Raw genomic sequence first — 12,770 nt, 5'->3', positions numbered from 1 at the left:
GCGCGTCAGCGGCGCAGCGCCGCGGCGGCCGTCGCCGTGACGGCCCGCGCGACCGCCGCCAGCGCCGGCGAGTCCAGCTTCCACTGCTGCCAGTACAACGGCACGTCCAGCGGCCGCTCGGGCGCGAGGGAGAGCAGGCGCCCGTCCGCCAGCAGGGGCCCGGCCTGCACCTCGGGCACCATCCCCCAGCCGAGACCGGCGGCGACGGCGTCCTTGAAGCCCTCCGAGGTCGGCACGGCGTGTCGTACGGGCGCCGCGCCGCGCGCGGCGCGTCGCAGCCCGCGCAGGAACGCGTCCTGCAACTCGTCGCTGCGGTCGAAGGTCACCATCGGCGCCTCGGCCAGCGCCTCGCCCAGCGGTCTGCCGTCGAGGTGCCGGGCGGTGAACGACGCACTCGCCGCCGCGAGGTAGCGCATCCGGCCGAGCGGCCGCACGGAGCACCCGGTCACCGGGTCGGGCGAGGAGGTCACCGCCGCCATGACCAGTCCCTCGCGCAGCAGCTCCGCCGTGCGGGTCTCGTCCTCGCGGTGCAGCTCGAAGCAGAGCCGCGGCTCGTCCGGCACCCGGGTCAGGGCCGGCAGGAACCAGGTGGCGAGCGAGTCGGCGTTCACCGCGACCGTGACGCGGGTCGGCTCCCCGGGGCCGCTCATGCCCAGCTCGGACCGCGTGTCCCGTTCCAGCCGGGCCAGCTGGCGGGCGAACCGCACGACGATCTCCCCGGACTCCGTGGGCCGCACGGGCTTGGTCCGCAGCAGCAGCACGCGGCCCGTGCGCTGCTCCAGCGCCTTGACCCGCTGACTGACCGCCGAGGGCGTCACGTGCAGGGCGGCCGCCGCCGCGTCGAAGGTGCCCTCGTCGACCACCGCGAGCAGGGTGCGCACCTGGTCGAGGGGAAGGTCCGTCATCACGATCGCTGATGATACGTAAGAATCTTTAGCTGGACCGGCAGTGATCGGCTGCCTAGCGTGGACCGCATGACGCCCGCCCTCACCGCCGCGGCGGCCGGATTCGGCACCGGTCTGTCGCTCATCGTCGCCATCGGCGCCCAGAACGCCTTCGTCCTGCGCCAGGGCGTCCGCCGCGACGCCGTCCTCGCCGTCGTGGGCATCTGCGCCCTGTCCGACGCCGTCCTCATCGCCCTGGGCGTGGCCGGGGTGGGCGCGCTGGTGGTGGCCTGGCCGGGCGCGCTGACCGCCGTCGCCTGGATCGGAGGCGCCTTCCTGCTCGGCTACGGCGCCCTCGCCGCCCGCCGGGTGCTGCGGCCCGGCGGCGCCCTGCGGGCGGAGGGCGAGGCGGCCGGCTCACGGCGGCGGGCGGTGCTCACCTGTCTCGCGATGACCTGGCTCAACCCGCACGTCTACCTCGACACCGTCTTCCTGCTCGGCTCCGTCGCCGCCGACCGCGGCCCGCTGCGCTGGACCTTCGGACTGGGCGCCGCGCTCGCCAGCCTCTGCTGGTTCGCCGCGCTCGGCTTCGGCGCCCGGCTGCTCGGCCGCTTCCTGGCCCGCCCGGCCGCCTGGCGCGTCCTGGACGGCCTGGTCGCCGCCACGATGATCGCCCTCGGCCTCACGCTCGTCGCGGGAGCCTGAGAGAACCGCCCGGTCGTCCGAGGCGTGAGACCGGGTGTCCATGCGGGCGGCTTCACCCCAGGCGGTGCTGCGATAGTGATCCCCGACGCGAAAGATGTATCGAGCAACCAGGAAGTCCGTGGACACGAGCGAGAGCAGCACCCCGCCCCCCGACGCCGAGGCCGGCCCGGCACCCCGGGAACCCGGCCGGCGCCGCTGGGCGATGGACACCCGCCCCCTGCGCCGGCCCGCCTACCGCCGGCTGTGGTCGTCGACGATCGTCACGGCCGTCGGCAGCCAGCTCACCGCCGTGGCCGTCCCCAAGCAGATCTACGACATCACGGGCTCCTCCGCCTGGGTCGGGTACGCCGGCCTCGCGGGCCTGCTGCCGATGGTGCTGTTCGCGCTGTGGGGCGGGGCGGTCGCCGACACCATGGACCGGCGCAGGCTGCTGCTGATCACCAACACCGGCATCGGCGTCACCTCGGTGCTGTTCTGGCTCCAGGCCGCCTCGGGGCTGGACTCGGTGGCGGTGCTGATGGTGCTGCTCGCCGCGCAGCAGGCGTTCTTCGGCCTCAACGCGCCCGCCCGCAACGCCTCCATCGCCCGCCTCGTGCCCCCGGAGGAACTGGCCGCGGCCAACGCCCTCGGATCGACCGTCATGCAGACCGGCCTGGTCGCCGGACCGCTGCTGGCGGGCGCGCTCATCCCCGTCATCGGGCTGCCCGAGCTCTACCTCCTCGACGCGTTCGCCCTGTGCGTGACGCTGTGGGCCGTCGTCCGGCTCCCCGCGCTGCCGCCGCTCACCGGCTCGACCGCCCGCCGCGCCGGGATCCGGGAGATCGCGGAGGGCTTCCGGTACATCTCCCGCCACAAGGTCCTGCTGCTGTCCTTCCTCGCCGACGTCGTCGCCATGGTCCTCGGCATGCCCCGGGCCCTGTTCCCGCAGCTCGCCGCGGAGACCTACGCGTCCTACGGCGAGGGTCTCGCCCTGGGGCTGCTGTTCGCGGCGATACCCGTCGGCGCGGTACTGGGCGGGCTCTTCTCGGGCACCTTCTCCCGGTCCCGCGCCCACGGCCGGATGGTCATCGGCGCGGTGGTCGCCTGGGGCGCGGCGATCACGGGCTTCGGACTCAGCGGCAGCCTGTGGCTCGCCGTCGTGTTCCTCGCGGCCGCCGGTGTCGCCGACATGGTCTCCATGGTCTTCCGCGGGGCGATCCTGCTGTCCGCCGCCACCGACGAGATGCGCGGCCGCATGCAGGGCGTCTTCACCGTCGTCGTCGCGGGCGGACCGCGCCTGGCGGACGTCCTGCACGGCACCGCGGGCGCCGCCTTCGGCCCGCGCGCGGCCGTCGCGGGCGGCGGACTGCTCGTCGTCACCGTGATGCTGGCGCTCGCCGCAGCGGTACCGGCGCTGCGCCGCTACCGCGTCTGAGCCGCTCCGCGTCCGAGGCGGCGTCCGCGGGGGTGGCTACGTGATCCGGCGCAGGTGCAACCCGTAGTGCTCCATGAGCCTGTTCCGGGTCATCTCCAGCCGGTGGGCGAGGATCTCCGCGACGATCCGCACCAGCGACAGCCCGAGCGCCGGGTCCTCCTCGCACAGCCTGAGCACCGGATGCGCCTCGAACTCGTAGGCGCGGACGGGGCTGAAGGCCTCCGCGCCGAAGTCCCACTGGTACGGCGGGAACAGCCACGACCAGCCGAGCAGGTCGCCGGCGCCGAGGCTGGCGACCGTCACCCGCTGCACCGAGGTGACCTGCTGGGTGAGCGAGACGGCACCGGAGCGGATGACCCAGAAGCGGTCGGCGGTGCCGCCCGGCTCGAAGATCCGGCTGTCCTCCGGGAAGGACACCTCCTGCGCGAGGGACATCAGGCGCTGGCGCTGGGGCGGGGGGAGGGCGGTCAGCAGTTTCGTCGCTTTGGTCATGGCGCGGGGCTCCTCGCCGGGAGGGGGGTCCGGGTCCGTCGGGGGGTGGGTTCCGGGTGTCCCACCCACCCATTTCAGCCGCTGGGGGCGCGCCGGGCACCTCGGCGGACGGGGATTCTCCGGGAGGGCATGGAAAAGCCCTGGCTGGACGGGGGAAGCCAGCCAGGGCCGTTCCTGGGGTGGTGTCCGGGGGAGTAGCCTCGACCCCGTCACCACGTATGGATGAACCGTAAACCATTCTCGGGACTTTTGCGCAACGGAGACCGGGTCACGTGACCTGTTTCACTTCTCGTGCCGCCCGCCGCCCGCCGCCGTGACGGCGCCGGGCCGCCCGGGGCGCCCGGCATCGGCCGGCGGCCGCCTACTCCGCGTCCCGGGTGACGACCCTGATCGTCTTCAGCTCGGGGTCGGTCGGGTCCGGCAGGTTCATGCCCGCCTCCTTGCCGCTGCTCAGATAGCGCAGCACCGGCTCGGTCAGCCGTTCGCCGGGCAGCACGGCGGGGATCCCGGGCGGGTACGGAGTGATCATCTCGGCGGCCACCCGGCCCGCCGCCTTCGACAGCGGCACGTGCTCGGCCGGACCGAAGAACGCGTCCCGGGGCAGCAAGCCCTGCGCCAACCGCAGTTCGGACGGCTCCGGGACCTCCGTCCGCGGGGCGGGCCGCAGCGCCGGAGCCGCGTGGGCGAGATCCTTGAGGGCGGCGAGCAGTTCGCCGGTCGTCTCGCGGTCGTCGGCGTGGGTGATCTGGGCGCCGACGCGGCGGTGGTCGGACAGGTGCATGTCGATCGCGTGGTGCTCGTGCAGCCAGTCCGCCGCCTGGAAGCCCGAGATGCCGAGCCCGTCGAGGTCGATCACGACGGGCAGCGGGTCGAAGTCGCCCGCCAGCCCCGGCCCGCAGAAGTCGTCCCGGTCGTTGACGTGCATCCCGTCGATCTGCTCGATCGCGGCCCGCACCTCGGCCGCGAGCTCCAGGGCCCCGCCCATGAGTTCCTCGCCGTGCAGGTACATCTGGCGCCGCCAGCCGTCGAGTCCGGCGTACAGCAGCACCGACGGGCTGGTGGTGCCCAGCAGGTCCGCCCGCGTCTGCAGCAGCTCCGCCGGGACGAGGTCGCCCTGGAGGTGGAAGACGGAGCCCTGCTCCAGGCCGCTGCCCATCTTGTGGATGCTGGTCACGCAGATGTCGGCGCCCGCGTCCATCGCCCAGGACGGCAGAGCCGGGTGGAAGGGGAGGTGCGCCCCCCACGCCTCGTCCACGATCAGCGGGACCGAACGGCGGTGGCAGACCTCCGCGATCCCCCGCAGGTCCGCGGCGGCGCCGTACGGTGTCGGACTCGTGACCAGGGCGCCCTTCGCGTCGGGGTGGTTCTCGAAGGCCTTCTCGAACTTCTCGGCGGACGGCGGGTGCGCCAGGTGCCGCTCGGCGTCCCACTGCGGCTCGACCCACACCGGCTCGATCCCCGACAGGATCAGGCCCGACACCACCGACTTGTGCGCGTCCCGCCCGATCAGCAGCTTCTCGTGCGGGCCCGCCACGGACAGCATCGCGGCCTTGACCGACAGGGAACTGCCGCAGGTCGAGAAGAACGTGTGGTCGGCGTGGACCGCGTCCGCCATGAGCTCCTCGGCCCGCTCCAGGACCCGGCCCCGCGTCAGCCGGTCGTCGAGCCCGCCCGACGCCAGCACGTCTCCGAGGAAGACGGCCTCGCCGAGGACCGCCCGCACGTCGGGAGCGGCGCCGCGGGCCTGCTTGTGCCCCGGCGGCGAGAACGCCAGCCGTCCCTGGCGGTGGTAGTCGACGAGGGCTTCCAGTACGGGTGCGCGGGTGTGATCGGCTGTCATGTGCTCCGGGTGCCCGTCGCCCCGGCCGGCAATCGGGCGCGGTGCGCCGCCCGGGCACGTGAGGGCGGTCCGGCGCGGCGGCTTCGCGCGCGGGAACCGGCCGGCCGCCGCCCCGCCGAGGGCGGGGTGCGCGGAGCCGGCGCCGCGTGCCGCCTCCGGCACGGCCCCCGTGCCCCGGAGCCGCTCGCCGGACCGGCTCCGCGTCCGCCCGTCGGCGCCGTCACGGCTCCGCCGGGTGGCGGCCCGGCGTGAGGATCTCGTCCACGACGTCGAGCACCACCTCGTAGGACAGCGCCCGCACGTGCGCGTCACGTGCCGCGTCAGGGTCGGTCCTCCCCAGTTCCTCGCTCCGTGCGCGCCAGGCCCGCAGTTCCTCGCGCGCGCAGGCCCTGGCCCGCTGGATGCGGCGCAGCAGTTCGTCCGAGTCCACGACATCCGTCATGCGGTCCGCGTACCCACGACGAGCGGGTCGATGGCGCCCGAAGACGCGCACGGCAGTTTGCGCGCGGAATGTTTGACGGGCCCTGCCGGGGCCAGCCGGACAAGGAGGGTCGCGCCGTCCGGCAGGGAGAGGGCCGGGTGCGGCCGGCGGCCGGCGAGGCCGCCCGGCCGAACCGCCGACCGACATCGGCAGAGGCTTCTGCACAGGGCTCCGAGGTGTGACCGGTCAGGCGGTGAGCCGCCGGCCGACCGTCGGGCCACGACCAGTCGGGAACAGCGCAGGGAGCGAAAGGATGCGTGTCAACCACTCGCCCGACCGCACGGACACGTCGAACCGCACGGACCGCCGGGTCCCGTGCGAGCAGCGGCAGCCGTGCCGTCCGTCGGACGTCCGCACCGCCATACGGCGCGCGGTCGCCGGCCGTTGCGGGGCCACGGGCCGCCCCTACGACGAGGAGGGCCTCTCCGACGCCCTGCTCGTCGCCTCCGAACTCACCACCAACGCCATCCTCCACGGCGGCGGGGTCACCGACTTCGACGTGGACGTCGACGGACGGGCCGTACGCGTCTCCGTCAGCGACCGCAGCGATCGGCTGCCCGTGGCCTCCGACCCCTTCGACGAACAGGGCCGTCGCCGGGCCGGCGGCCGCGGCTGGCCCATCGTCTGCCGGCTGGCCCGGGACGTCTCGGTGTCCGACCTGCCGGCGGGCGGCAAGCGCATCACCGCGGTGGTGCCGGTGTTCTGAACACCGTGTGTTCCTCCGCGGTGCGGCGCTCCCGTCCGGCCGTGGCCGGCCGGACGGAGCCCGGAAGACGCGGGACGCGTCGCGGTGGACGGTGATCGCGGGCGCTTCCCGCCCCGCCCGAGGAGACGTGCGGCACCGCGACCCGTCGGCGCGGCCTCCGGCCGCCCGACGCGCCGGCTTCGGCGCGCACGCCGGCCCCCGCTTCCCCGGACGTCCGTCCGGCCACCGGGCGGCGCGGGTGCCACGGGCGTGACGCCCGCGTCCCCGGCGATGCGCGGCCCGGTGCGGCGCGGCGGTCCGCCCGCGGATCGCTCCCACCCGTCCACCACGGCCGTCGCCCCCCTCCGCTCGCGCACCCAGCGCCTCGCCCGCGCCCGGTCCATGTACCGATCCATGCGTCCGCCCGCGCCCGGCCCGTGCGTCGGCCCGCGCCCGGCCTGCGCGCCCGGCCTGCGCGTCGGCCCGCGCCCGGTCCATGCGTCGGCGTGCCCGGTCTGCGTGTCGGCCCGCGCCTGGTCCATGCGCCGATCCATACGTCGACCTGCACGTCGGCCCGCGCCCGGTCCACGTGTCGGCGTGCCCGGTCTGCGTGTCGGCCCGCGCCCGGTCCGTGCGTCGGCGTGCCTGGCCCGCGCGTCGGTCCGCGCCCGGCCGACGCGTTGCCCGCGCCCGACCGGTGCGGCGGGCGGTTCCCCTCCGGGTGCGACCCCTCCCGGCATGACCGTTCAAGGCGTCACCGGGCGGCTTGTGAGAGACCTTCCGGTGGGCGGAGTTTGTTCCTCCGGGGTCAGGGCAGACGGAGGTTCGTGCTTCGGACCGGAGGCGCGTCAAGGGAGTGGCACGGCTGCTCCGGGGCGCCTTGCCTGCCCCCGGACGACAGCGGCCCTCCCTGGTCAATCCCTGAAACGACCGTTCAGGAGCGATTCCGCATGCTCATCGACATGTCGACAAGCCGATCTGCCACGCCTGCCGCCGCCACCACCACCGGGCAGTCACGCCGGACCCACGACGACGCTCCCGACACCGTACGTCTCTTCGCCCGCCTCGCCTCGCTGGAGGAGGGACCCGAGCGGGAGGCCCTGCGGGACGAGATCGTGACGGCCTGGCTGCCCATGGCCCACCGGATCGCCGGACGGTTCCGCGACCGGGGTGAGGCGATCGAGGACCTTCGGCAGGTGGCGGCGCTCGGCCTGGTGAAGGCTGTCGACCGCTTCGACCCCGAACGCGGCGCCTTCGAGAGTTACGCCGTCCCCACCATCACCGGCGAGATCAAGCGGCACTTCCGGGACCGGATGTGGGCGCTGCGCGTGCCCCGCCGGGTGCAGGAACTGCGCAACAAGGTGCGGGTGGCCCGCCGGGAGCTCGCCCAGAACCCGGGCGCCCCCGAGCCCTCGGTCGCCGACATCGCCGCCCACACGGGACTCACCGAGGAGGAGGTCGGCGCGGGCCTGGAGGCCCTGGAGAGCTTCAGCACCCTGTCGTTGGACGCCGAGCTCCCGGCCGGCGACGACGGTTACAGCCTCGTGGACACCCTCGGCGGCCCCGACGCCTCGTACGACATCGTGGTCGACCGCGAGTCCGCCAAGGAGAGCCTGCGCCGCCTGCCGGAGCGCGAGCGGGCGATCCTCTACATGCGCTTCTTCGAGGACATGACCCAGAGCCGCATCGCCGACCGGCTCGGCATCTCCCAGATGCACGTCTCGCGCCTCATCAGCCGCAGCTGCGCGCAGGTGAGGGAGGAAGCCCTCGGCCGCCGCGGCGGCCGGAGCTGAGCCCGCACCGGCGTTCCCCGTACACATCACCCTCGGTCACGGACAAGGAGCAGACCCCCATGCTGATGCCCCACCCCGCCGTCCTGCGCAGGCTCGTCGACGAGTACGAGACCGTGACGGCGACCGGAGCCGTCGAGGCGAACGCACGGGCACAGGACCTCGCCTACACGCTCTGCGTCTCCACCGGCACGCGTGACGTCACGCTCGCCCTGGAGGCCGCCCACCGCTGGCTCGCCGCGGCGGACGACGCGGACACGGTGACGCGTCCGCACACCGAGGAGGGACCGCACGTGTACGCGTGAGCGATCGGCGAGGGCGCCCCGGTGCGGTGGATCACCGCGCCGGGGCGCCCTTCGTTCTCGGCCCGGACCGGCGATCCGACCGGCGGTTCCCCAGGACGCCGGGCCGTCGCACCGCCGCCATGTGTGCCGGGCCCGTCCGGGGGCATCCGATTCCGGGAATCTTTCCGGGGAGGTCGAGATGGACGCGAGTGTCCTGGTGGGCAACGGCAGAAGGGGAGCCGAGCGCGCGGCGCGGGGGTCGGGGACGAAGTGGGCCGCCAGGGCCGGGCTGACCGCGCGCGGCGTCATCTATCTGCTGGTCGGCGCGCTGGCCCTGCAGATAGCCTTCGGCGACGACAAACAGCAGCAGGCCGACCGTCAGGGCGCCCTCGCCGAGCTGTCCGGCAAGCCCTTCGGCTCCGTGCTGCTGTGGGCGCTCGGCATCGGCCTGGTCGGCATGGCGCTGTGGCGCCTGTCCGAGGTGGTCTTCGGCTCGGTCGGTCCCGACGGACGCAAGGCGAAGAAGCGGCTGCTGGCGCTCGCCCGCTGCGGGTTCTACTCCTTCGTCGCCTACTCCGTCCTCGCGTTCGCCGCGGGCTCGGGCAGCGGGGGCGGCTCCAGCGACGAGCAGTCCAAGGACGTCACGGCCCGGCTGCTGGAGGTGCCCGGCGGACGGTGGATCGTCGGCGCGGCCGGCGTCGGCATCGTCGTGGCGGGCATCTGGATAGGCGGCCGAGCCGTGATGCGGGCCTACCGCGACAAGATGCGGCTGGCCGGGATGTCGCGGCGCGTCCGCCGGCTCGTGGACGTCACCGGGGTGGGCGGCGGCGCGGCCCGCGGGCTGGTGTTCGCCGCCGCCGGCTGCTTCGCCGTGCGTGCCGCGGTCGACTACGAGCCCGACGAGGCCAAGGGCCTCGACGACACCCTGCGTTCCTTCGCCGGCACCCCGGCGGGGCCGACGCTGCTGGCCTGCGTCGCGGCCGGGCTCGTGCTCTTCGGACTCTTCTCCTTCGCCATGGCCCGCTGGCGCAAGGTCTGACGTCCGGCTCCCGGGGAACCCGGGGGAAATGAACGAATCCGAGTTCCCGCCGGACGGACGACCCGTGGACATGTACCTCGACCTCCTCCGCGTCCGCATGGACAGCGAGGACTACGAGATGCTGCTCAAGGTCGTCGCGCCCGCGCTGCGCGCCCTGGACGAACAAGCACCCGAGAGTCTCGACTTCGCGCTCGACCCGCGGGAGACCGAGGACCTGCCGCAGGAGATCCGCGACGAGGCCGCTCTGGTCATCGCGACGGCGGTCACCGGCCGCCTGGACAACCAGCTGGTGGAGATCCACGTCGACGGAACCGGCCCGGTCCGGGTCGTCACCGACGCGGTCACCGCCTCGGACCCGGCCCGTCTCGCCGAGATCGCCGGCTGCATCCGCCGGCGCCAGAGCGACACCGAGGAACTGCGCGGCATCGCCGCGGCCAGCGGCCTGCCCACGGACTTCTGACACCCGGGGCCGGGCCCGCTCACGGAACCTCCGCCCCGACCGACCTGCCCCTGGCGGCGGGTCGGTCCCGCGCGTCACGGCCCCTCCGGACCCGCGACCACCCACAACGGCGTTCCGGCCGGGAGCCGGCCCGTAGCGTCCGGGTGCGGGACGTGGCCGTTGCCCACGGGCCGCGAACGTCCACCACAGCGTTCCGGCCGGGAAGCCGCCCGCAGCGTCCGGGTGCGGGACGTGCCCACGGTGTTGCGGTGGTCCGGGATCGGCTCATGGCCCTCGCGCCCTCGCGCCCTCGCGCCCTCGCGCCCTCGCGCTCGAGATCGTCCACCGCGGCCTTCAGACGGGGGTTCCCCCCGCCCGAGCCTGCTCCCGGCGCAGGAGGCGCGCACGGCCTCGAACGCCGTCCCGGCCCGCCGGTCCGCCCGGGCTCAGTGTCCCGGCCGGGACACCGGGACCTCCAGCGGCCGGGCCAGGCCGACCACCGCCTCGTCGAGGCGCTGCAGGTGGCGCAGGACCCGGTCGGTGACCCGGCCGTAGCGGGGCGCCCCCAGCACGCCGGGCTTGAGGAGCGAGGCGATGCTCGGCCCGGTCCGTACGGCGGCGGCGTCCCGTTCGCCCACCACGTGCGCGGCGACGGCGCCGATGTTGTGCAGGATGCGCTGCCCGACGGTGCGCAGCCGGGGATCCGCCCCGATCGACGGGTGGGTGGGCAGCAGCTCGGCCGTGGCCGCCAGGGACCGGGCGTGGTAGGCGCAGGTCTCCAGCAGGGCGACGACGTACCGGGCGGTGTCCCGGCGGGTGCGCAGCGGGGTGACCGGGTGCGTCAGCGGCTGGGTGGCCGCCCGCAGGTCGGCCAGTGCCTGGTCCAGGTCCCGGGCCCGTTCCAGCAGGTCGGCCGGAGGACCGCCGCTGAGCTGGTCCAGGGCGCCCTCGGTGACATCGGTCAGCCGGTCCAGGACGGTCGTCAGCAGGTCGTTGGTCCGCCGGTCGGTCCGCACCGGCAGCACCAGCGCCGCCGCCACGATCCCGCAGGCCGCCCCCAGCGCCGTCTCCTCCACCCGCAGCAGCAGCACCGACAGGCTGTAGGTGTGCAGCAGCGTGTACAGCACCCCCAGCGCCGCGGTGACGAAGAACGACATCAGCGTGTAGGACAGCGGCGCCGTGTAGAACATCGCGAACACGCACAGCAGCACCACCGCGAACGCCGTCCAGGTGTGGTGGCCGACCGCCCCCGCGAGCCCGATGCCCGCGATCACCCCCAGCACCGTCCCCACCAGCCGGCGGTAGCCCTTGACCAGGATCTCCCCGGTCGAGGCGGTGTTGATGAACACGATCCAGCAGGTCAGCACCGCCCAGTACCAGCGGTGCGTGGACAGCAGTTCGCCGCCGATGATGGCCAGCGACGACCCGACGGCGACCTGTACGGCGGCCCGGGTCGTCGGCCGCCGCAGCCCGGTCACCGCCTCGGAGCCCGCCGTGTCCTCCCCGGCGATGGCGGCGTCCTCCGCGTCCAGCTCCTCGCGGGAGCGGGCCGTCTCGGGGCTGTCGTCGGACTCGTCCTGCGGTCCGTCGAGCGCCATCCGCAGTCCGAGTACCGCCCGGGCCGCCTCACCGATGCCCCGGAAGACGTCCTGGACGGCCGGCGATGCCTCCGGCAGGTTCTCCTCCTCTCGGTAGCCGAGCAGCCGGTTGCGCACCTGCGCCAGACCGGTGCCGCCCGCGCCGGGCAGCCGCAGGAGCAGGCTCAGCGCGCGCAGGTCCCGGCGCAGGACCTCGGTGGCCTCCTCCCGCACCGGCTGCCGGCCGCTCGCCGGGAACGGCGCGCCGGGCAGGTGCAGGGTCAGGGTGTCCGCCCGCTCGGCGCTGCGCGCCGTGAGCAGCAGCAGGCCCAGCCGTTCGGCACAGATCTCCGCGTCCGCGACGCGCCGCTGCACCAGCCGTGCCGTCTCCTCGTCGGGGGTGCCCTCCGCCAGCCGGCCCTGGATCATCAAGGCCGTCTCGTGCAGCCGGGCGGTGCCCTCCCGCACCCGCTCCAGCGCCTTCTCCACCCCGCCGGGAGCGGCGTCGAACAGGTTCAGCTGCGCGTCCACCAACTGCGCCAGGCGCGCCCGGAAGGCCTGCCGCAGCCGCTGCAGGATCGCGGTCGGGGGCTGCGGCACCAGCAGGAACCGCGCCGCCGCGCTGCACCCGAACGCGACGGCGATCACCCCCCAGAGGCCGGGCAGGGTCGCCGCGGTGGCCCCGACGAACAGGGACAGGAAGTAGGTCTGGAAGGCGATCAGGCCGAACGCGGTGCCCCGGTCGCCGAACCGGCGGCCGTAGACCGCGCAGAAGATGAGCAGGACGAAGAAGACGTCACCGAGCAGCCGGTGGGGGGAGAGGAGCGCCGCCAGCGAGACGGAGGCGAGCGCCACCGGCAGCCCCAGGGCCAGGGTGACGGCCTGCGCGCCGCGCTGCTTCTCGCGGATGGAGAACGTGGAGACCATCGCCGCGATGGCTCCCGCGACCAGATGGGTCACCTGGGCGCCCAGCAGGGAGAGCACGGCCAGCGTCAGGGCGATCGCCCCCACCGTCCGCAGCCCGGCCGCCAGCCGCAGCAACCCCGGGTCGGACGCCGCGACCCGATCCCGCCACTCCGCCCAGAAGGACCGTGCCGCCGCCTTCACGCCGTCGTACTCTCTCCCGCCTCACGTCCGCTG

Annotated in this window: 12 protein-coding genes; 7 read left to right on the top strand and 5 right to left on the bottom strand. The window is 74.6% G+C overall.

Features of this window, described 5'->3' with window-relative positions:
• Window positions 1–5: 5 nt before the first annotated feature.
• Complete coding sequence (locus ACH4F6_RS20010) at window positions 6–905, bottom strand: LysR family transcriptional regulator ArgP (RefSeq protein ID WP_397961572.1); 900 nt, start codon at window positions 903–905, stop codon at window positions 6–8.
• A 69-nt stretch (window positions 906–974) separates the two neighbouring features.
• Here ACH4F6_RS20010 and ACH4F6_RS20005 point away from each other — a divergent pair, with 69 nt between their 5' ends.
• Window positions 975–1,589 carry a LysE/ArgO family amino acid transporter gene (locus ACH4F6_RS20005; protein WP_397961571.1) on the top strand — a complete coding sequence of 205 codons (615 nt, stop codon included), beginning with the start codon at window positions 975–977 and terminating at the stop codon, window positions 1,587–1,589.
• Between the two features lie 94 nt (window positions 1,590–1,683).
• The gene (locus ACH4F6_RS20000; RefSeq protein WP_397961570.1) at window positions 1,684–3,003 is read left to right on the top strand and encodes an MFS transporter; all 1,320 of its coding nucleotides are present in this window, start codon (window positions 1,684–1,686) and stop codon (window positions 3,001–3,003) included.
• A gap of 36 nt (window positions 3,004–3,039) precedes the next feature.
• Here the strand turns inward: ACH4F6_RS20000 and ACH4F6_RS19995 are convergent, their stop codons facing one another.
• From ACH4F6_RS19995 to ACH4F6_RS19985, 3 genes are all read right to left on the bottom strand, one after another.
• Window positions 3,040–3,495 (bottom strand): cyclic nucleotide-binding domain-containing protein, encoded by a 456-nt coding sequence (locus ACH4F6_RS19995; protein WP_397961569.1) that lies wholly within the window; start codon window positions 3,493–3,495, stop codon window positions 3,040–3,042.
• 361 nt (window positions 3,496–3,856) lie between these two features.
• Window positions 3,857–5,335 carry an aminotransferase class I/II-fold pyridoxal phosphate-dependent enzyme gene (locus tag ACH4F6_RS19990; protein ID WP_397961568.1) on the bottom strand — a complete coding sequence of 493 codons (1,479 nt, stop codon included), beginning with the start codon at window positions 5,333–5,335 and terminating at the stop codon, window positions 3,857–3,859.
• A gap of 220 nt (window positions 5,336–5,555) precedes the next feature.
• Window positions 5,556–5,777, bottom strand: a complete 222-nt coding sequence (locus tag ACH4F6_RS19985) for a hypothetical protein (protein ID WP_397961567.1) — start codon at window positions 5,775–5,777, stop codon at window positions 5,556–5,558.
• 292 nt (window positions 5,778–6,069) lie between these two features.
• Between ACH4F6_RS19985 and ACH4F6_RS19980 the strand changes: the two genes are divergently transcribed.
• The 5 genes from ACH4F6_RS19980 (at window position 6,070) to ACH4F6_RS19960 (ending at window position 10,074) form a co-directional block, all read left to right on the top strand.
• Window positions 6,070–6,522 (top strand): ATP-binding protein, encoded by a 453-nt coding sequence (locus ACH4F6_RS19980; RefSeq protein ID WP_397961566.1) that lies wholly within the window; start codon window positions 6,070–6,072, stop codon window positions 6,520–6,522.
• Window positions 6,523–7,451: 929 nt separating this feature from the next.
• Window positions 7,452–8,294, top strand: a complete 843-nt coding sequence (locus ACH4F6_RS19975) for a SigB/SigF/SigG family RNA polymerase sigma factor (RefSeq protein ID WP_397961565.1) — start codon at window positions 7,452–7,454, stop codon at window positions 8,292–8,294.
• Window positions 8,295–8,353: 59 nt separating this feature from the next.
• The gene (locus tag ACH4F6_RS19970) at window positions 8,354–8,596 is read left to right on the top strand and encodes a DUF5133 domain-containing protein (RefSeq protein WP_397961564.1); all 243 of its coding nucleotides are present in this window, start codon (window positions 8,354–8,356) and stop codon (window positions 8,594–8,596) included.
• A 178-nt stretch (window positions 8,597–8,774) separates the two neighbouring features.
• The gene (locus ACH4F6_RS19965) at window positions 8,775–9,614 is read left to right on the top strand and encodes a DUF1206 domain-containing protein (RefSeq protein WP_397961563.1); all 840 of its coding nucleotides are present in this window, start codon (window positions 8,775–8,777) and stop codon (window positions 9,612–9,614) included.
• 28 nt (window positions 9,615–9,642) lie between these two features.
• Entirely contained in the window at window positions 9,643–10,074 is a 432-nt protein-coding gene (locus ACH4F6_RS19960) for a hypothetical protein (protein ID WP_397961562.1), read from the top strand.
• 425 nt (window positions 10,075–10,499) lie between these two features.
• Here ACH4F6_RS19960 and ACH4F6_RS19955 read toward each other — a convergent pair whose 3' ends face one another.
• Window positions 10,500–12,737, bottom strand: coding sequence for an FUSC family protein (locus tag ACH4F6_RS19955; RefSeq protein ID WP_397961561.1), 2,238 nt, complete (start codon window positions 12,735–12,737; stop codon window positions 10,500–10,502).
• Window positions 12,738–12,770 lie beyond the last annotated feature (33 nt).

Source organism: Streptomyces sp. NPDC017936, from assembly GCF_044328485.1.
GTDB lineage: Bacteria > Actinomycetota > Actinomycetes > Streptomycetales > Streptomycetaceae > Streptomyces.
Note: the sequence above shows the minus strand (reverse complement) of the source record. Positions and strands in the feature narration are given on the sequence as shown.

Bases quoted from the DNA above. Each gene is read 5' to 3' on its own strand.
- ACH4F6_RS19970 (WP_397961564.1), top strand. From the start codon at position 8,354: ATGCTGATGCCCCACCCCGCCGTCCTGCGCAGGCTCGTCGACGAGTAC.
- ACH4F6_RS20005 (WP_397961571.1), top strand. From the start codon at position 975: ATGACGCCCGCCCTCACCGCCGCGGCGGCCGGATTCGGCACCGGTCTG.
- ACH4F6_RS19975 (WP_397961565.1), top strand. From the start codon at position 7,452: ATGCTCATCGACATGTCGACAAGCCGATCTGCCACGCCTGCCGCCGCC.
- ACH4F6_RS20000 (WP_397961570.1), top strand. From the start codon at position 1,684: ATGTATCGAGCAACCAGGAAGTCCGTGGACACGAGCGAGAGCAGCACC.
- ACH4F6_RS19990 (WP_397961568.1), bottom strand. From the start codon at position 5,335: ATGACAGCCGATCACACCCGCGCACCCGTACTGGAAGCCCTCGTCGAC.
- ACH4F6_RS19995 (WP_397961569.1), bottom strand. From the start codon at position 3,495: ATGACCAAAGCGACGAAACTGCTGACCGCCCTCCCCCCGCCCCAGCGC.
- ACH4F6_RS20010 (WP_397961572.1), bottom strand. From the start codon at position 905: ATGACGGACCTTCCCCTCGACCAGGTGCGCACCCTGCTCGCGGTGGTC.
- ACH4F6_RS19960 (WP_397961562.1), top strand. From the start codon at position 9,643: ATGAACGAATCCGAGTTCCCGCCGGACGGACGACCCGTGGACATGTAC.
- ACH4F6_RS19965 (WP_397961563.1), top strand. From the start codon at position 8,775: ATGGACGCGAGTGTCCTGGTGGGCAACGGCAGAAGGGGAGCCGAGCGC.
- ACH4F6_RS19985 (WP_397961567.1), bottom strand. From the start codon at position 5,777: ATGACGGATGTCGTGGACTCGGACGAACTGCTGCGCCGCATCCAGCGG.
- ACH4F6_RS19980 (WP_397961566.1), top strand. From the start codon at position 6,070: ATGCGTGTCAACCACTCGCCCGACCGCACGGACACGTCGAACCGCACG.